We start from the raw sequence: 17,784 nt of genomic DNA, 5'->3' as shown, positions 1-17,784 counted from the left end.
GTGATATTTTCAGGAGCGGCTTTAGCCGCATTGGCCTTGGCCATCGGGCCTGAAGGCCATCCTGCGGGCGCGATAAACGATTCTGGCGCCTTTTCCGGCTAATATTGCGCTTATGCGCCGGAATACAGACCAGTGAGCCGTAGTCTTTTCCGATCCACCTCCGTGGTCGGCGGCATGACCTTGCTTTCGCGGATTTTCGGCTTGCTCCGGGATATGGTGTTTTCCCGGTTCTTTGGCGCCGGTATGGTCATGGATGCCTTCTTCGTGGCGTTCAAGATTCCCAACTTCATGCGCCGCCTGTTCGGAGAGGGCGCGTTTTCCCAGGCTTTCGTACCGGTTATTTCGGAATACAAGACCACCCGAGAGCCTGAAGAGGTCCGCGAGCTGGCCGAAGCCACGGCCGGCACCCTGGGGTTCCTGCTGCTGGTCATCACGGTCATCGGCGTGTTTGCCGCGCCGGTGCTGATTGTCTTGTTCGCCCCGGGCTGGTTTATGGACGAGCCTGAGAAATATTCGTTGGCGACATCGATGCTGCGGCTGACTTTTCCCTATTTGTTGTTCATATCGCTGACTGCGCTGGCCGGCGGGATCCTGAATACCTACGGCCGATTTGGCTCGCCGGCCTTTACCCCGGTACTGCTGAACCTGGTTCTGATCGGTTTTGCAATCCTGGTTGCGCCGACCAGCGCCAATCCGGGCGTGGCCCTTGCCGCCGGTGTATTTGTCGCCGGGGTCGTCCAGTTGCTGTTCCAGGTGCCGTTTCTCTGGCGCATCGGTTTCCGGCCGCGGTTCCGCTGGGGAGTTCACCACGAAGGCGTTCGCAAGATTGGCCGCCTGATGCTGCCCGCGTTGTTTGGTTCCTCGGTCGCGCAGGTCAACCTGCTGCTGGATACCTTGATCGCTTCCTTCCTGATAACCGGCAGCATCAGCTGGCTTTATTACTCGGACCGGTTGATGGAGTTTCCGTTGGGGGTCTTCGGCATTGCGTTGGCCACGGTCATCCTGCCCGGGTTGTCAAAAAATCATGCCAGCCAGGACCATGCGGAGTTTTCCGCGATGCTGGACTGGGCGCTCAGGCTGGTTTGCCTGATCGCGGTACCGGCGGCGATTGGCCTGCTGGTCCTGGCCAGGCCCATGCTGACGACCATTTTTCAATACGGCGCGTTCGATGTCCGGGATGTGCATATGGCCGGGTTCAGCCTGATGGCCTACGCGCTGGGATTGCTCGGATTTACGCTGGTCAAGGTGCTGGCGCCGGGATATTTCTCCCGCCAGGACACCAAGACGCCGGTGCGTATCGGTTTGATTGCCCTGGCGGTCAACCTGGTTCTGAACCTGTCATTCGTCATCACGATGACGCGAACGGGCTTCGAGGCGCCGCACACCGGTCTTGCTCTGGCCACATCGTTGGCGGCTTTCGTCAACGCAGGCCTGTTGTATCGGGGCCTGCGCCGCGACGGGGTTTATCTGCCCGGCCCGGGCTGGGGTGGTCTGATCGGGAAAGTCGCACTTGCCAGTTCGGTCATGGCGATCGGTATTGTTTACCTCGCGGGGCCGCTGGATCCTTGGTTGGCGGCGGCCGGGGCCACCCGCGTATCCTGGCTGCTGGGCTGCGTGCTGGCCGGCGCCGCCGCGTACTTTGCTACGCTGGCGTTACTGGGCGTCAGGCCCGCTGATTTCCGCAGTGGATTGCGTGGGAAAAGCGGCGGCCCTTCCGTATAATCTTGCGCTTTTGGGCGGTTCCTGATGGAGTTTTTTCGCGGTCTGCACAGCCTGCCGCCCGACTCGAAGCCGGGGCCGGGGCCTTGTGTTGCGACCATCGGCAATTTTGACGGCGTGCATCGTGGTCATCAGCAGCTGATCGGCGAACTGAAAAAGGAAGGGGAACGGAGAAAGCTGCCGGTAGCGGTGGTGATTTTCGAACCCACGCCGCAGGAATTTTTCGCAACGGAACGCTCGCCGGCCAGGCTGACGCGATTCGGTGAGAAATATCACTTGCTCGAAGAAGCAGGCGTGGACAAGCTGGTTTGCCTCAAGTTTGGCAGCGAATTGTCGGCGATGAGCCCGCGCGAATTTGTGCAACGGCTACTCGTAGCCGGCATGCAGCTACGGCACCTGGCCATCGGCGATGATTTTCGTTTTGGCAAAGACCGGGCCGGCGATTTCAGTTTCCTGGCGCAAGCGGGGGAACAGGCCGGTTTTACGGTCTCAAGAACGGATAGCTTTGTGCTGGATGCTGCCAGGGTCAGCAGCAGCGGAATTCGCCAGGCGCTGAAGCAGGGCGACCTGGCGCAGGCGGAGCGCTGGCTGGGCAGGCCATACGGCATGAAGGGGCGGGTGATCGAAGGCGAAAAGCTGGGACGCCGGCTGGGATTTCCCACCGCCAATATTCATCCACGGCGGACGGTTTGCCCGGTACACGGCATTTACGCGGTGCGCGTAAACGGCGCGGGCCTCGAGCGGTGGCCCGGCGTGGCGAGCATCGGCAGCCGGCCGACGGTGACCGATGGTGAGGAAATCGTACTGGAGGTGCACCTGTTCGATTTCTCGGGCAATCTTTACGGTGCATCGCTGGAAGTATTGTTGTTGCACAAACTGCGGGAAGAGAAGCATTTTGCAAGCGTCGAGGCTTTGACCGAAGCGATGAAAAACGACGCCGACCAGGCCCGCCAGTTACTGGCGATGGATTAAAGAGGATCAAGCAGGGAACCGATGTGACGGAAAGGGATTACAAGGACACGATCAATCTGCCAAAAACGGTGTTCCCGATGAAGGCCAACCTGGCTAACCGGGAACCCAAGATGCTCGAGCAATGGCAGCAGCGGCGGCTGTATGCAAAATTGCGCGAGATCGCCAAAGGCAGGCCCCGGTTTTTGCTGCTTGACGGCCCGCCATACGCAAACGGGCCGATCCATATTGGACACGCCCTCAACAAAGTCCTCAAGGATATTATCGTCAAGTGCCGGACCCTTGACGGTTATGATGCGCCCTATATTCCCACCTGGGATTGTCATGGCTTGCCGATCGAGTTGCAGGTCGAGAAAAAGCAAGGCCGCGTCGGCCAAAAAATTGATGCGCGCGAGTTTCGCCAGGCCTGCCGCGACTTTGCCCAGAAACAGATCGATGGTCAGCAACAGGACTTTATTCGCCTCGGTGTGATGGGCGACTGGGACAACCCATCGTATACGATGCATGCGTCATACGAGGCGGCCCAACTCAGGGGCATTGCCAAAATCCTGGCGAACGGGCATATCTACAAAGGTTACAAGCCCGTGCACTGGTGTCTGGAATGCCGCTCGGCGCTGGCAGAGGCCGAAGTCGAATACCAGGACAAAAGCTCGCCCGCCATCGATGTGCGTTTTGCCGCGGTAGATCCTGAGTCGATCAACGTGCTGTGTGGTGCAAGCGGCGATGCGGCGGTGGACATTCCGATCTGGACCACGACGCCCTGGACTTTGCCCGCCAACCAGGCGGTGGCCGTGCACCCGGAGCTGGACTACGTGCTGGTAGAGACAGGTTCGGCCGGAAATCCAGCGCACATGCTGTTGTCAGCGGCTCTGCTCGAATCGGCGATGAAACGTTATTCCATTGAAAAATATAAGGTTATTGGAAGATGCATCGGTTCCGATCTGCGCGGGCAATTGCTGCAGCATCCCTTCTATGATCGCCGGGTACCGGTGATCACCGGGGACTATGTCACGCTCGAGGCGGGCACCGGCGCCGTGCACACCGCGCCGGGTCATGGTCAGGAAGACTTTGCCGCCGGTATCGAGAACGATCTGCCGATGGAAAATCCGGTTGGCGGCAATGGCTGTTTTGTCGCCGGAACGCCACTGGTCGAAGGGCAACATGTATTCGCGGCCAACGATTTTATTGTCGATCTGTTAAAAGAAAAAGATGCATTGCTGTGCCGTGAAACGGTTGAACATAGTTACCCGCATTGCTGGCGACACAAAACGCCGCTGATTTTTCGCGCGACGCCACAGTGGTTCATCAGCATGGATCAGGCCGGTTTGCGCCAGCAGGCTCTTGCCGAGATCGACAAAGTGGAGTGGATACCCGACTGGGGCAAAGCCCGGATTGTGGGCATGGTGGATGGGCGGCCGGACTGGTGCATTTCCAGGCAAAGGACCTGGGGCGTGCCGATTCCCCTGTTTATCCACAAAGACACCGATGAACTGCATCCGGACTGCGCATCCTTGATTGCCAAAGTGGCCGAACTTGTTGAACGCGACGGTATAGACGCCTGGTTCGATCTGGATGTCGAAGAACTGCTGGGCAAAGATGCGGATGACTACGTGCAGGTGCGCGATATCGTCGATGTCTGGATGGACTCGGGAATGATGCATCATTGTCTGGCCGGCAGCCGGCCGGAAACCGCACCGCCTGCGGAACTTTACCTGGAAGGTTCGGACCAGCATCGTGGCTGGTTCCAGTCCTCGTTATTGACGTCGGTGGCGATGAATGGCCAGGCGCCGTACAGGCAGGTGCTGACGCACGGTTTCACGGTCGACGAAAACGGCCGCAAGATGTCGAAGTCGCTGGGCAACGTAATCTCTCCGCAGAAAGTGGTTAATGTCCTGGGCGCCGATGTTTTGCGCCTGTGGGTGGCCGCCACCGACTATCGCGGAGAAATCAGCGTATCCGATGAAATCCTGAAGCGCTCCGCCGATTCCTATCGCCGGATTCGCAACACCTTCCGCTTCCTGTTGGGCAATCTGGACGGGTTCGACCCGGTCGCCGACATGCTGCCGGTCGACCAGTGGCTGGCTCTCGATCGTTGGGCGCTGGACCGTGCCATCGCGTTGCAGGAAGAAATCATCCAGGCCTATCGCGATTATGAGTTCCACCACATCTACCAGAAAGTCCATAATTTTTGCGTCAAGGATATGGGCGGCTTTTACCTCGATATCATCAAGGACCGTCTGTACACGACGCCGCGCGAGGGCAGGATCCGCCGGTCAGCGCAATGTCTGATGTTTCACGTCGCCGAGGCGATGGTTCGCTGGTTGGCGCCGATGATCAGTTTTACCGCCGAAGAAGTCTGGGAGAACCTGCCCGGGGAGCGTGAAGAGTCGGTATTTTTCTCGACCTGGTATCGGTGGCCGAAAATTCCGGCTGCCGATGCGGGGCTGGATTGGGATCGGCTGATCGCAGTCGGCGACGCGGTCGATCGGGAACTCGAGCGTTTGCGTGACGAGGGCGTCATCGGTTCGTCGCTCGCTGCCGAGGTCGATTTGTATTGCGACGAGGAATTATGGCGCGTTTTGAATCGGCTGAATGGAGAACTGCGCTTCCTGTTGCTGACCTCGGACGCACGCGTATACGTCCTGAGCGATGCTCCGGATGGCGCAACCCAGGTGAGTGACGGCCTATCGCTGGTTGCGAGTGCGTGCGAACATGCCAAGTGTGTGCGATGCTGGCATCGCCGCGCTGAAGTGGGCAGTAACCCGGAACACCCGGGAATTTGTGAACGATGTGTCGGGAATATTTCCGGCTCACCCGAGAATCGGCAATTCATGTGAGCAACAAGACAGCAACACGCGAGACCGCAACACACTGGCTATGGCTGGTGCCGCCGATTGTGATGGCCGATCAATTAAGCAAATGGCTGATCGCTGAATACCTGGCACTTTTCAGCCGCATCGAATTGCTGTCGTTTTTCGGGATTACGCGCCTGCACAACACCGGTGCGGCATTCAGTTTCCTGGCCGACGCCGGAGGCTGGCAACGCTGGTTTTTCGTCTTGCTCGGAGCCGGTGTTACTGCGATGATCCTGGTCTGGCTTAGAAAGTTGCCTTCGCAAGGCCAGGGAGTTCTCGCGGCAGGTCTAGCGCTGGTGGCTGCCGGTGCGCTGGGCAACGTGATCGACCGGGTTCGGCATGGCTATGTGCTCGACTTTATCAGCGTGCATTATGGTGACTGGTATTTCCCGGCTTTCAATATTGCCGATATCGCGATAACCATTGGCGCCGGCTTGCTGATTCTCGATGCAGTGCTTGAGTACGGGCACAGCAAAGCCGGCAGGTCTGAATCGAAATGATGCGATCTGGCTCAAAATGGAAATTCTGCTAGCAAACCCCAGGGGGTTCTGTGCTGGCGTCGATCGGGCGATCGAGATCGTCGAACAGGCGATCGTCAAATTCGGTGCGCCGATCTATGTGCGCCACGAGGTCGTGCATAACCGCTTTGTCGTTGACGGGTTGAAGCGCATGGGCGCGGTATTCGTAAAAGAACTCGATGAAGTACCGGATGGCGCGACCGTAATTTTCAGCGCGCATGGTGTATCGCGCGCGGTCCAGGAAGAAGCGGATCGACGCGGCCTTGCCGTACTCGATGCGACTTGTCCGCTGGTGACCAAAGTTCACATGGAAGTCATTCGTTATGCTCGCGCCGGGCGCGACGTGGTACTGATCGGCCATCGCGGGCATCCGGAGGTCGAAGGGACGATGGGGCAGTTCAGCAAACTCAGCGATGCGGATATTTACCTGGTTGAATCACCCGACGATGTGTCCGGGCTGGTAGTAAGAAAACCCGAGACGCTGGCTTTCGTGACCCAGACAACCTTGTCGGTGGACGATACCGCGGAAATTATCGAAGCGCTGAAAAAGCGGTTCCCGGCCTTGTCCGGGCCGCGCAAGGAAGATATTTGTTATGCGACGCAGAACCGGCAGGATGCGGTGAAATCCCTGGTCAGGCAATGCAATGTCATTCTCGTCGTTGGCTCTCCCAACAGCTCGAACTCGAATCGTCTGCGTGAAATTGCGGAGAAAAACGGCAAGCCCGGTTACCTGGTTGACGGGCCGGATGATCTGCAGCGCGAATGGTTTTCCGAAAACGACGTAGTCGGCGTTACCGCCGGCGCATCGGCGCCTGAACTGTTGGTGCGTCAGGTGGTTGACCGCCTGCTGGAATGGGGCGGAAAAACGGCAACAGAGCAGACCGGCAAGGAAGAACATATCGTATTCTCCTTGCCGAAGGTGCTGCGCAGAAATTAACAAACAGGTTAATAGACAAGTGTCGGAGCGGTTTTAGCCGCGAAAAAATGAGCGGCCCGATTTTTTTCCTGTCATCACCAGCAGGTCTGGGTTTCATCCACCGCCGTTTGTGATTCTGCATAACGAACACCAGACTGGGTGATGCTGAACAAGGCGCAGTCGTCATCGTTTAGCTGGGGGGATCCAGCCGCAGGTACAGCGCTTACCGTGTAGCCAACGGTCAGCCCGCCGGCGCCGGCGACGATTGCAATGTTGTAGTAAACATTTTCTGACGCGGGGATACCCAAGCCTACCGGCGGCGGATTATTGACATCTGTCGTGTAGGTGTTGTTCTGCATGTAGAACTTTTCCTGCTCCGCCTGCACGCGCAGAAGCGTGCTTTTCGCTTCCGTGCGCTGCGCCCGGATCACAAAGTCCCGATAGGCGGGGACACCGATGGCAAGCAGAATCCCGACGATCAGAATCACTGTCATCAGTTCTACCAGGGTAAATCCTTTTGCTGATTTCCTCATTGACAATGCTGGTGGCTATTCCGCCCCGTCCTGGTTCCAGAATGTTCGTATGGGGTCATTATCGAATCCCAGGTTGCAAACTTCAAGGCCGACTATACATTCCGGATCCGGCGTACATTGCTTGCCCACACAATTGTTCGGGTCGTCAGGGGACGGGAACAGGAATACCACTTCCGGCGCAATACCGCCGGTCTTGAGTGTCCTGCTCCTGTCATCAATGTCGAGATTGAGATCGCCGTCCTGATCGAGATCGGTAAACGGTGATGCATTGACGGCATTAACAGCGTACAGCCGATTTACGCCGGTGCTCAGAGAGCAGGCGCTCGCACCGCTTTGAGGAGAAAATGTCGTGAAGAAAATCTTGTTATCGAAGGTTCTCGACTCAGCAAGCACTTTCTCGCCCAGGTTGGACAGGTTGAGTTTCCAGCCGCGGGTACTGACCGGCAACATCGCGGCCGGGTCAAGGCTGATATCGATCAGGTTCGGATCACTTTGGGTAATCGGAACCATTGCGTCAAACTCCAGCTGTGTCATTTTCCGCAACAGGTCGTAGTCGCGCAAGGCGTAAAACCAGTCGGCCACGCCGGTTTCCAGCGGATGGGCTCGATAACCCGAGCCAAGCGCTATGCTGAGATAGCGCTGGCCACTGCCCGCGATAATTGCGGTATCGGGAGCGTAATAAAAACGCCGCGTATCCGCCAGCGGGGCAGGCGCCGCCAGGTCGGCCGCACCGAGTGACGCGAAAACACCGCCGGCGACCAGGCTATCGGCGAACAGTCCGTTGGAAATATCGAAACGGAATACCCGGCCGCCCATGTCGGCAGCGTACATGCGATCGGCGAAACCATCGCTATCGATATCCAGCACACGAATATCGGCGGCAATGGAATTATTCATCGCCGACAGGGTCAGGTTGGCGGCCGGGTCGTTACCGGCCCACCACAACAGGTCCCCACTGATCGCATCGAGCATATAGATGGTGTTGCCAAATAAATCCACGCTATAGGCCGTGTTGTCCTGGGTAGGATCGTAACCGCCGCCAAAAATCAACACGTGTTTATCCACGTTCTGGCTGGCGCCGGCAATATTGACTCTTGCCGGCGTCGGCGTCGACCAGGTCTGGCTGAGATGAGGCAAATCGCCGATGCCCTTGACCCACATCAGGATCGGGCTGTTCTTTGCGGTAACGTCCAGCGCGAAATAATTTTTTCCGCCACGGCGTTGACCGAAATAAAGATGGATTTTGTCGCCATCGAGCGGTTCGATAATGCCGTTGCGATTGACGTCAATGATCAGCGTGCGCATGTTGCCGTCCACGCCATAATGCTTGTCCGGTGTCAGAGGATTGACATATAGTTCCTTGAGGGAGGGAAGCAGTTCTTGCGGAATGAACGACCACAGTTCAGCGCCGGTAGCCATATCGAGGGCATGCACATAGCCATCGTTGGTCGCGGTGAAAATCACCGCGTCGTTGATATCGGGCACGGCAGCCGTCCCGCCATAGATAACCGATGCGGGTTTTGCGTGCATCGGGTCACCCATGACGAAGCGGGTTTCCAGGACATCGCCATCCCCGTCTTCATCAGTTACGTCGATTCCCCGAGCCCAGTCAATCAAATCGGCCTGTGTTGGGTCGCCGGCATTGCCGATATTCAGCAAAGCCGAGGTCAGGCTGCTGTTGCTGCTGGCAAACTGATTCCCGGTGCTGGTTAGTGGGCTGCCGCCGGCTGCAACCGGGTAACTGCCAGTGTAGGTATATAGATTTCTAACAGATGGGTTAGGCAGTTCGAGTGCCGCACCGCCTTTCGTGACGATGCCGCCATCTATTCCTGCCGACCAAAAACTTTGTGCAGAGTCGGCAAAAAAACCGGTAATCGGATTAATCGCCGGGTTGCCGAGCTTGTCGACGATGACGCCGTTCTGCAAGGCATATTTCTTTAAGTTACCCGGCCAGTGCTGGCTGTCCGATGACTCAAAAACAGAGACGAACACATCGTTCAGGCTTCGGGTTCGATTGAATGCATTGACCGATATACTGGGTGCGGTAAAGGTTGCACTGGTATCCAGGATCTCCAAAACCGTCTGGACCAGCGCGCTGGCCAGCGATGGCGCATCGTCGGCGATGAAATAGCGCCCGCCACCATCATTCGCAGTTTCCTGCAAAATAGGAATATCGATCGTAAAGCCGACCGTGTATGTGGTTACGTATTGACGGGCTGCGAGGCTGGTGCTCACATCGGTATTGAACAAATACGCTGCCGCGTCGTCCAGGCAGGCGCCCTCACCGCCGGCGCCATCACAGCTTGCGCCCACCAGGGTATTGAAATTCGGTTGCGACTCGATTCGGGCGTTGGCGTCCTGGTCGGCGGTCGGTCTGCCATCGGTGATCAGCACAATGAAATTCTCCTGACAGGAAAATTCTACCGGGCTTTCGTACAAACTTTGGTTCAAAGCCATGCGCGATGCTGGAATGGATGGCAGCGGGTTGCCGGTGCCGTTTTCGGAAGTCAGGCCAAAGTCAACGGGCAGGCCCTGGTAATACAAGCCGGCCTCATACATAGCCTCGGACAGCGGCGTGAATCCGTCTGCCACCAGCGAATCTATAGTTGCGTTTAGTGAAGCCATACCAGTGGTGACATCCACCATCTCGTGGATAATCATGCCGCCTTGTGCGCGGGTCTCGAAGGGGTCGCCTTTGTGGTTGTTGCTGAAACGCATCAGGGCGATGTTTACGCCGGAGATAGAGCTCAGCATCGTCTTGGTAACTTGCTTTAGTATTTCAATACGGGAGGAAGTGATTGTTGGCGGGCTAACCGCATAATTCAGGTAGTTGCCATCGTAAATGGTGTAAGATTTCTGCGTGGACCAGTTAAGCTCCTGAGCGGGTTCACTGTCCCACGGTCCGCCATCCTTTGCCCAATAGTCACCATCGGTGTCATCGTTTTCACCGTGTATGCCCGAATCGTTTTCACATTCAACAAAAAAGGTGTCTCGCGCGAGTGGCACCGTGCTTATTGGGCCCCAAAAGCTCGTGCCCTCATCGTATTGGGCAAACGTGGTAGTCGATAACCCGACGGTGTTAAGAGGCTGCTTCGACCAGTCACAATGATTGTTGATACCTAGAACCCACAGATCTGTTGTTGCACAATCGGGAAGACTGCCACCGGTACCTTCGCGATAATAGATCTTGCTTGGGTCGCAGACTCCAGCGTACGAAGTACTCGATTGAAACGGTGGGACCGTGTCCACGTCCGAATTCATCGATCCAGACGTATCAAGAATAAACAGTATATTCGGCTGTGCATTGCCGGCCACGTTGCTGTCAACGCGATAAATTTCCGTATCGTCGGCCTGTACCGGTACGCTGATTCCGAGGGAAAGAATGAGTCCCAGGGAAAATGCGCTTAGTCGTGTCAGTTTGTTCATGGCCGTAACCTCTACTCTAAATCCATTTATTTGCAAAACTCAGTTCGCCCCATACATCGGCGAAACCAAAACATGTCATTCGTCCGGAAAATGACCTTGAAGCATCATCCGCGTCACCGACTTGTTTGTCGGGTCGTAAAAAATATCCAGGCCATTCCCTAGCGCACGCGACAGGCGCCGGAAATCCTTGTATTCAACAGGCTCACCGTTGACCAGGTAGCGAGTACCCGCGCCCAGACGCAGCGTCATTTCAAGGCAAGTGGAACAGCTGCGGACCACAATGTAACCGTTGCTGTTTCCAGGTAACCGGAGATCCGAAGTCGAGCTCTCAATTCCTTCTTCCAGGATCGTGACCTGTGTTGCCGCAATACTGAATACGGACAAGCTAAGGATCAGGGCCAGCGTTCGAATGTTCATACTTTTTCTCCAAAAAAACCGTTGCCTATACGATTTGCCTGTGCAGGCAAGATCAATTATTGCCGGGTCCGACAATGTAAAAACTCTGTTGATGGGTAGCAGTTGCACCCCGGTTCGATGTCCCGACGCTGGTGACATCGAAGTGATACGAGAGAAACCCCGCCCCGGCGCCGATACTGAAACCGCTGGGTACGGGCGTCACTTCGTCGAATTGAATGTCGTATCCGTAATAGTTGCCGATACTGCCTTGAATGGGTGCGGTCGGGACGACGGTCACCGTTGTGGTGCTCCAGTTGCTGCTGGCGATCGCAAGACCGATACCGGTTTCTGCCGACTGAAATGCATTCTGCGTATACTGCGCGTTCTGCGCCATTGCGACCTCGGTTGTCGAGCTCGTCATGCTCGATATCGCGAGCAGCGTCAGGACCATCAGCAGCACGAGGCCAACGATCAGCGCCGCGCCGTTTTGCTTTCGGTTAACTGTGATGTTCATTATTTTTCTGTCCATCGCCTGGCTCCGTTAATTCACCCAGGTGTTGCGCAACTGGTAGGTTTCACTGACCAGCAAGCGTCTGAAATTGTCGTTAAAAGTCACGTTTTGATCCGCATAGACATAGTTGGTGGTATTGATAAAGCCGGGTTCCGGTCTTTCGGCCCTGACCAGGAGCCAGATCTTGACCGCAACGATCTTGGCGTTTGGATTGAAGCCTCCCGACAGAGGGTCGATGAGCGGGTCCCCCGGATCGACCCAGCGATTCACGGAACCTCTGAAAGCAGAGCCAACGATGTTGGTATCCACGCCGAACTGAACCTGGAGATCCTGAATGCCCGGGCTGATTTCCTGGTCTTGGACCAACGGCCCCGGAACCAGCGCTTTTCGCCGCAGTGACGGAACGCCAACTCCCGAACCGAACGGCACCGGCCCGGGCCCGGAATCCTGACTGACGTAGTAGGCGTGCGTGATGAGGTTTGCTACCCGCGATATGCTGCCGGGCGGTGCCGCCGGAATTACGCCGTCTGCAAATAGCGACCCCCCCATGCGCATCGAAAAAACCTGTATTCTGCCCGCTGTCGCCGCTGCTACCGGAGCACTGCTGGCATGCCGGGTCACGATGACGTCAGCCGTTGGTTGTGCCCCATTGCCAAATGGCGGGCAGCCGGCATAGGGGAAATTGTTGTTCGCGCCTTCGATCGCGAGATCGACGTCGATTGCCCAGTTTTGCCGACAGGAACCGGCGACGGCCAGACCCGCGGGTATTACATCGTTTTGCCCGGCTCCGCCAGCAATAACCCCGGCATCGCTGCCTCTTCCCCAGAAACTGGCCAGGCGCATGTCGGGACCCAACATGGCCAGGGCCAATCGCGCATTTTCCTGGATCCGGCCCATGGTCTCATTGAGGCGATAGGTGTCCTTGCTTTTGACAAAAATGGTGACGGCGCCAACCATCAAAACGCTGCCGATCAGCAAGGAGATCATCAGTTCGATCAGGCTCATACCTGGCTGAGTGCGAAGAATGCGAATCCGCTGCTTCATATCTGCACCGTCAACTGATATTGGGCCGGTAGGGCACTGCCCGCATCGTTCCAGACAACCGTGATAACAAAAGTCGTCGGCAAGGTGGCGACATTGACCGCTATCGTCGCTTGCCCATTGGGAAGCGCGTTGGCGACTTCTGCCTGCCACACCAGGAGATCGTTGGCCGCCATTTGTGTCGGCGTGCAATCCACGCCGCCATTGATGCAGGCAAAATTAGCGGCGGCGCCCGCATAGTCATTACGAGCGGTGCGGTTCGCGCGGATCCGGTCAGCCATGTCGGCCGCCAGAATGACAGCCTGGCTATTGAGCAAGGCTGTGCGGCCGTTTTGCAGGCTGTAAACATACATCCGGGCTACCCCAAGCAAGCCGACCGACAAAACCACCAGCGCAACCATCGATTCGACCAAGGAGAAGCCCCGTATCCGGCGGTTTGCGCGTTTGCTGTATTTTTTATGAGAAATTTTCATTCGCAAGACGCTCCCTTTAAGGACAGCTGGCACCCAACTGAGCCAGGGCGAAATTAACATCGTCGACATCCCGGCCAACCTGTGGTCGGCCGGTGACCTGAATCATCAACATGCGTGCTGCAGAGCCAGAGCTGCCCTGGCTGACATTGCCGCGAGCGTCGCAAAACAAAATCATCGTTGCAGCGGGTCCAAGGGGTCCGTTGCGGCGAAAGCCATTCGGCGTAAACGATATATAGGCGGCGTCGGAACTGACCGTGAGTTGTGCTGGCAGCGCTGGGTGAGCTTCTAAAATAATCTCGCCTGGATCGATCACGATATTGCCATCCGGTTGTCCGTTACCATCGATATCGGCATCGTCAACAAACACGACCCAACCGACCATGTTGCCGCCGACGTTGCAGGTCGGTGCGGGCGCCAAAGGGTTGTTGCTCGCACACAGCGTCACCGGCACCCGCCGTTTGACCGCCTCGGATCGCGCCCTGTGAATCGACGTGACCAGGTCATTGGTCGAACTCGCCATCCGGCTGGTTTGAATGGTTCTGACAAAACCGGGAACACCAACGCTAATGAGGATCGCCACCACGAACATCGTGACCATCAATTCCAGCAAGGTGAATCCATTGGACTTGTGCCTGTTCATGGCTACGCAGTCTAATGACAAATCAAGCGCCATGGACCAGTAACCCGATGATCGGCCGGCTCACGCCGACAAACGGTGAAAATTAGTGACAAATCAAGCGCTTGTTGCTCGGGTCGCGGTCGGAAACCCGGGGACGCCCGGTATAACTGATGATCACGGCGCGCGCGGATTGCGCGCCGCGTGAATCGCAAAAGGTCACCGTGCCATTTACACTGCGCACACCCAGCGGCCGGAAGCGAAAAACCCGGCGGTTTGCGGTTATTTTCAGTCCCTCGCGTGCTGATTTAACATAAAGCAGCGGTTCGTCCTGGTCGAGGCGGGCGGGGCTGTCCAGATCGAGATTGGCAAAAACCAGCCAGCCCAGGTTCCACGGATCCGCCGTGCACTGCCTGCCGCCACCGGAAGGACAAAGGACCACTTCCCGGTTTCTCTTGGCAGCCTCGCCACGGGCAAACTGTATGGTTCCGACCAGTTCATTGATCGCTGCTGTTTGCCTGTTGTCCATGATCATTTCGCGAAATGACGGGATGGCGTTGGCGAGTAAAATGGCAACGACACTGGCCACCAGCAGCAGTTCGATCAAGGTCATGCCATAACAAGAGGAACGGTTTTTCATGCCACTGATTCTGTTGCTATCCGCTTGCAGCGCACAGCTTACTATCTGGCGTCGGCAGCCGGTTTCAGCGTGATAGCATAGAGTTTGTATTCCAACAGGCTGATTTTTGTGCGCGCAAAAACCAATGTACTGATCGTAGGCGGCGGCGAAGACGCTCAGCGAGTTCGCCGGGACACGGTTGCCGGCACTCGAGGGCCAGCGCGCGGTGGAACACTGGTGCGGTCTGCGACCCGCCAGCGCCAGCGATGTGCCCTATATTGGCGAACTGAGGCCGTTTTCCAGGGCCTGTACCTGGCGAGCGGCCATTACCGCCTGGGCATCACCCTGGCGACCGGTACGGCACGGTTGTTGGCGGAATTGATGTGCGGCAGCGAGCTGAGTTTGCCAGTGGGTGATTTCGCCTTGCCGCAGGCCGCGTAGCCATACCCGGCCAGGCCGCTTATAATCAGCCGATGACAAATCGGAAGGCCAAAACGATGGATACCGTCAGTTTGCGGCGGCTGTTAAACGACAGCGGGATCATGCCGACTCGCCAGCGGATGGAAATCGCGGCCGTATTGCTGGCCAGACCGCAGCATTTATCGGCCGACCAGATACTCGCAACCTTGCAGAAGGTGGGTTCGGCGGTGTCCAAGGCGACCGTCTATAACACCTTGAACCTGTTCGCCAAAAATGACCTGGTTCGTCCCATCAAAGTGGAGGGCGAGCGCACGCTGTACGACTCGAACACCGAAAACCATGCCCATTTTTATAACCTGGACAGTGGTGAGATTACCGACATCGACGCGATTCGCGTGCATGACCTGCCCCTGCCGCCGGCTGGCACCGAGGTTGCAGAAATCGACCTGGTGATCAGGATCAGGAATCTCAAGGAAACCTAGTCCGGCCGGCCTGTCCCGGCCCTGAATAGGCTGAATTGAGATTCAGGATTGCCCGCAGCGCGGGCATTTTTTATACTTCGCGCCCAGCATCGGCCGAAAACGGCTGCAACCCGAACATTGCCGGAATAGCTCAGTTGGTAGAGCAGCGCATTCGTAATGCGAAGGTCGGGGGTTCGACTCCTCTTTCCGGCACCATATTTTTCAATGACTTATGTGATCTATATGGTGATTTTAGAAATATTCTAGAACGCATGTAGACATAATGTAGACAAATCGCCATTCTCAAATTTCTGGCAATCTCAAACTGGACTTTACACGCTACCCACATGTATCAATCGAGCCTGATTGCGCAGTGATTGTGTGGTCCGGAATGTCCGCTTTCGACTGCGATTTCAACCAGTCGACGCAACACATGCGTTAATCCTCTCTCCTGGGGTTTCGATCCCCCCGTGCGGGACCAACTGGTGATCAACAAACGATGAAGGTTCGCCAATTGCTCGCCCAACCGACTTCAGCGCCCCTGCTCGCTTCCAGCGGTCCCACAACTTCGCTTTCTCTGCCGTCACGAAACCTCGACGAGTCCTTTGATTCATTGGCGTGCACGCCATCTTCTGTGTTTTAGACAAAGTGTTGCGTCGACCGGTTGAAACCGCAACCCAAAGCTGTCTGTGTACGCCGTCAGCGCCTATGGAACATTTTCCGCTAACCGCTGATTCGCATTGGTTGGACCCGGACATAAGCGAGACTGCGCCACATCCATTCCAGCGGACCAAACTTGAAATACCTCAGCCAAAGCGGGGAGACCCAGAGCTGAAATAGCCATACGAGGACCACGATCGCATATTGTTGCCATCGTTGGAGCGTGCCGAAGAGCCCAAAGCCATGACCGTAGAATATGAAGGTGCAGAGTACAGTTTGCAGGATGTAATTGCTGAACGCTGTGCGGCCTACCGCAGCCAAAGCGTTTTTCAAACGTGTGAAACCGTCGCTTTTACAGAACCACATGATGGAGCCGATATAAGCCCATGCGATAAAAAGACTGCCCCAGTAGTTGTATTGACTCCCCAGGAAGAAGGAGTACTGCAAACTCCAATCATGGGCGAAATTCTGGTATAGACCCAACCCCACTATCGGAATTCCTATGAGTAACCCGCTAACCGCGAGTCTCTGATAGAAACGCGTCGAGCGTTTGGCGCTGAGAATTCCCCACTTATAAAACGCCATGCCGACAAGCATCAAACCCCCGGCTCGCCACGCCGCCCATACCAAGAAAATCTGGGTCTCGAATAACGTGGCAGCGGGATGTCGGTGGGCCATTTGTTCCACCCAGCCGCCCTGGTAACTCGCCACTTCCTGTTGGATCAATTCCTGGCTTGGCAGCCAGCTGGCCATGATGCTGTCGATAGCTTGTGGCGGCATGTGCGGTAATGAGAATTGCATGAGTAGATAAATGAGGGTGGAAACCGCCATGGTGAACAGTCCGATAACCATCAACCTGGTCGGTGTGAGATTTCGCAATAAGTACACGATCAAACCGCACACACCGTATGCAAAAAGAATATCGCCATACCAGAGAAAATGAGCGTGGAGCCAGCCAAACAGGATCAACAAAATGGTGCGTCGATAATGGTAGGCAGCGGCGCTTTTACCTTTTGATTGAAAATTCTCTGTCATCAACAATATGCCGGCGCCAAACATCATAGAGAAGATACTCACGAATTTTTGATCCGCCATCAGATGGCTTCCAGCCCACAGCCAGAGGTTGATGCCCGTCAAATCGCCATAGGCCGTGGGGTTGAGGTAGGCCGCTCCAACCATGGCGAAAGCCTGGATATTTATTACCAGAATACCCAGCAAGGCAAAGCCCCTGAGAACGTCCAACGCGACGATACGATGCGAAATACGGACCGGGGCTACAACGCTGTCCATCATGGTCATAGTAGTTCACCTAACCGTGAGCATGGAACGCAAATATGATCTGTTTTCGGGGATGATTCAAATGATTTATTTCAGAGGGCATATTCGGTATTGCTAAATCTAGTTTGCACCGTTCAACCGTACCGGCCGGCTGGATAATCCAAAACGTAGGGTTGCGACGCGTTTCCACGTACTTCTGCGACGCTTGATGGCAAGTTAAGTGAGGGCGCGCCATATAAAACAGACTGTTACGAGCAAAGACGATTACGGTGCCAGTTCAACCGGCACCATATTTTGTCGGCTGTCAGTTCAGATCCGCCGCGAACTGTCTCAGTAGATCGAGCGATACAATCTCGAGAGCGCGTCTGTGGGT

General features: G+C 56.2%; 16 protein-coding genes and 1 tRNA gene. 8 read left to right on the top strand and 9 right to left on the bottom strand.

What is annotated here, in order from left to right:
* The first annotated feature begins 132 nt into the window (after window positions 1–132).
* The 5 genes from murJ to ispH are packed head-to-tail and all read left to right on the top strand — an operon-like array spanning window position 133 to window position 6,998.
* On the top strand, window positions 133–1,722 hold the full coding sequence (gene murJ, locus IIA05_11310; GenBank protein MCH9027682.1) for a murein biosynthesis integral membrane protein MurJ: 1,590 nt from the start codon (window positions 133–135) through the stop codon (window positions 1,720–1,722).
* Between the two features lie 24 nt (window positions 1,723–1,746).
* Window positions 1,747–2,691: a bifunctional riboflavin kinase/FAD synthetase gene (gene ribF / locus IIA05_11305; GenBank protein ID MCH9027681.1), complete on the top strand. Its 945-nt coding sequence runs from the start codon at window positions 1,747–1,749 to the stop codon at window positions 2,689–2,691.
* A 23-nt stretch (window positions 2,692–2,714) separates the two neighbouring features.
* Complete coding sequence (gene ileS / locus IIA05_11300) at window positions 2,715–5,525, top strand: isoleucine--tRNA ligase (GenBank protein ID MCH9027680.1); 2,811 nt, start codon at window positions 2,715–2,717, stop codon at window positions 5,523–5,525.
* Window positions 5,477–6,043 (top strand): lipoprotein signal peptidase, encoded by a 567-nt coding sequence (locus IIA05_11295; GenBank protein MCH9027679.1) that lies wholly within the window; start codon window positions 5,477–5,479, stop codon window positions 6,041–6,043. Before ileS ends, IIA05_11295 begins: the two co-directional genes overlap by 49 nt.
* Before the next feature lie 16 nt (window positions 6,044–6,059).
* Window positions 6,060–6,998 carry a 4-hydroxy-3-methylbut-2-enyl diphosphate reductase gene (gene ispH / locus IIA05_11290; protein ID MCH9027678.1) on the top strand — a complete coding sequence of 313 codons (939 nt, stop codon included), beginning with the start codon at window positions 6,060–6,062 and terminating at the stop codon, window positions 6,996–6,998.
* A gap of 74 nt (window positions 6,999–7,072) precedes the next feature.
* Here ispH and IIA05_11285 read toward each other — a convergent pair whose 3' ends face one another.
* The 8 genes from IIA05_11285 to IIA05_11250 all read right to left on the bottom strand — a co-directional run bounded on the left by IIA05_11285 (window position 7,073) and on the right by IIA05_11250 (window position 14,613).
* Window positions 7,073–7,510, bottom strand: a complete 438-nt coding sequence (locus tag IIA05_11285) for a type IV pilin protein (GenBank protein MCH9027677.1) — start codon at window positions 7,508–7,510, stop codon at window positions 7,073–7,075.
* A 15-nt stretch (window positions 7,511–7,525) separates the two neighbouring features.
* Complete coding sequence (locus IIA05_11280) at window positions 7,526–10,936, bottom strand: PQQ-binding-like beta-propeller repeat protein (GenBank protein ID MCH9027676.1); 3,411 nt, start codon at window positions 10,934–10,936, stop codon at window positions 7,526–7,528.
* Window positions 10,937–11,011: 75 nt separating this feature from the next.
* The gene (locus tag IIA05_11275; GenBank protein MCH9027675.1) at window positions 11,012–11,353 is read right to left on the bottom strand and encodes a hypothetical protein; all 342 of its coding nucleotides are present in this window, start codon (window positions 11,351–11,353) and stop codon (window positions 11,012–11,014) included.
* Window positions 11,354–11,405: 52 nt separating this feature from the next.
* On the bottom strand, window positions 11,406–11,861 hold the full coding sequence (locus IIA05_11270; GenBank protein MCH9027674.1) for a hypothetical protein: 456 nt from the start codon (window positions 11,859–11,861) through the stop codon (window positions 11,406–11,408).
* A gap of 12 nt (window positions 11,862–11,873) precedes the next feature.
* A complete protein-coding gene (locus tag IIA05_11265) occupies window positions 11,874–12,887 on the bottom strand; it encodes a PilW family protein (GenBank protein ID MCH9027673.1) in 1,014 nt (337 codons plus the stop codon).
* Entirely contained in the window at window positions 12,884–13,357 is a 474-nt protein-coding gene (pilV, locus tag IIA05_11260; GenBank protein MCH9027672.1) for a type IV pilus modification protein PilV, read from the bottom strand. Before pilV ends, IIA05_11265 begins: the two co-directional genes overlap by 4 nt.
* 16 nt (window positions 13,358–13,373) lie before the next feature.
* Window positions 13,374–13,997: a GspH/FimT family pseudopilin gene (locus IIA05_11255; GenBank protein MCH9027671.1), complete on the bottom strand. Its 624-nt coding sequence runs from the start codon at window positions 13,995–13,997 to the stop codon at window positions 13,374–13,376.
* Window positions 13,998–14,079: 82 nt separating this feature from the next.
* Window positions 14,080–14,613, bottom strand: coding sequence for a GspH/FimT family pseudopilin (locus tag IIA05_11250; protein ID MCH9027670.1), 534 nt, complete (start codon window positions 14,611–14,613; stop codon window positions 14,080–14,082).
* Between the two features lie 108 nt (window positions 14,614–14,721).
* On the opposite strand from IIA05_11250, the gene IIA05_11245 reads away from it, so the two are divergent.
* From IIA05_11245 to IIA05_11235, 3 genes are all read left to right on the top strand, one after another.
* A complete protein-coding gene (locus tag IIA05_11245) occupies window positions 14,722–15,033 on the top strand; it encodes an FAD-binding oxidoreductase (protein MCH9027669.1) in 312 nt (103 codons plus the stop codon).
* A gap of 56 nt (window positions 15,034–15,089) precedes the next feature.
* Window positions 15,090–15,494 (top strand): transcriptional repressor, encoded by a 405-nt coding sequence (locus tag IIA05_11240; GenBank protein ID MCH9027668.1) that lies wholly within the window; start codon window positions 15,090–15,092, stop codon window positions 15,492–15,494.
* A gap of 119 nt (window positions 15,495–15,613) precedes the next feature.
* A tRNA-Thr gene (locus IIA05_11235) sits at window positions 15,614–15,689 on the top strand.
* A 507-nt stretch (window positions 15,690–16,196) separates the two neighbouring features.
* Here IIA05_11235 and IIA05_11230 read toward each other — a convergent pair.
* The gene (locus IIA05_11230) at window positions 16,197–17,432 is read right to left on the bottom strand and encodes a DUF418 domain-containing protein (protein MCH9027667.1); all 1,236 of its coding nucleotides are present in this window, start codon (window positions 17,430–17,432) and stop codon (window positions 16,197–16,199) included.
* Between the last annotated feature and the right edge of the window lie 352 nt (window positions 17,433–17,784).

This window comes from Pseudomonadota bacterium, from assembly GCA_022572885.1.
Taxonomy (GTDB): domain Bacteria; phylum Pseudomonadota; class Gammaproteobacteria; order Steroidobacterales; family MnTg04; genus MnTg04.
Note: the sequence above shows the minus strand (reverse complement) of the source record. Positions and strands in the feature narration are given on the sequence as shown.

Excerpts from the sequence above, each read along its gene's own strand:
- IIA05_11285 (MCH9027677.1), bottom strand. The coding sequence starts at position 7,510 with ATGAGGAAATCAGCAAAAGGATTTACCCTGGTAGAACTGATGACAGTG.
- IIA05_11265 (MCH9027673.1), bottom strand. The coding sequence starts at position 12,887 with ATGAAGCAGCGGATTCGCATTCTTCGCACTCAGCCAGGTATGAGCCTG.
- pilV (MCH9027672.1), bottom strand. The coding sequence starts at position 13,357 with ATGAAAATTTCTCATAAAAAATACAGCAAACGCGCAAACCGCCGGATA.
- IIA05_11270 (MCH9027674.1), bottom strand. The coding sequence starts at position 11,861 with ATGGACAGAAAAATAATGAACATCACAGTTAACCGAAAGCAAAACGGC.
- ispH (MCH9027678.1), top strand. The coding sequence starts at position 6,060 with ATGGAAATTCTGCTAGCAAACCCCAGGGGGTTCTGTGCTGGCGTCGAT.
- ribF (MCH9027681.1), top strand. The coding sequence starts at position 1,747 with ATGGAGTTTTTTCGCGGTCTGCACAGCCTGCCGCCCGACTCGAAGCCG.
- IIA05_11295 (MCH9027679.1), top strand. The coding sequence starts at position 5,477 with ATGTGTCGGGAATATTTCCGGCTCACCCGAGAATCGGCAATTCATGTG.
- IIA05_11280 (MCH9027676.1), bottom strand. The coding sequence starts at position 10,936 with ATGAACAAACTGACACGACTAAGCGCATTTTCCCTGGGACTCATTCTT.
- IIA05_11255 (MCH9027671.1), bottom strand. The coding sequence starts at position 13,997 with ATGAACAGGCACAAGTCCAATGGATTCACCTTGCTGGAATTGATGGTC.
- IIA05_11240 (MCH9027668.1), top strand. The coding sequence starts at position 15,090 with ATGGATACCGTCAGTTTGCGGCGGCTGTTAAACGACAGCGGGATCATG.
- IIA05_11275 (MCH9027675.1), bottom strand. The coding sequence starts at position 11,353 with ATGAACATTCGAACGCTGGCCCTGATCCTTAGCTTGTCCGTATTCAGT.
- IIA05_11250 (MCH9027670.1), bottom strand. The coding sequence starts at position 14,613 with ATGAAAAACCGTTCCTCTTGTTATGGCATGACCTTGATCGAACTGCTG.
- IIA05_11230 (MCH9027667.1), bottom strand. The coding sequence starts at position 17,432 with ATGACCATGATGGACAGCGTTGTAGCCCCGGTCCGTATTTCGCATCGT.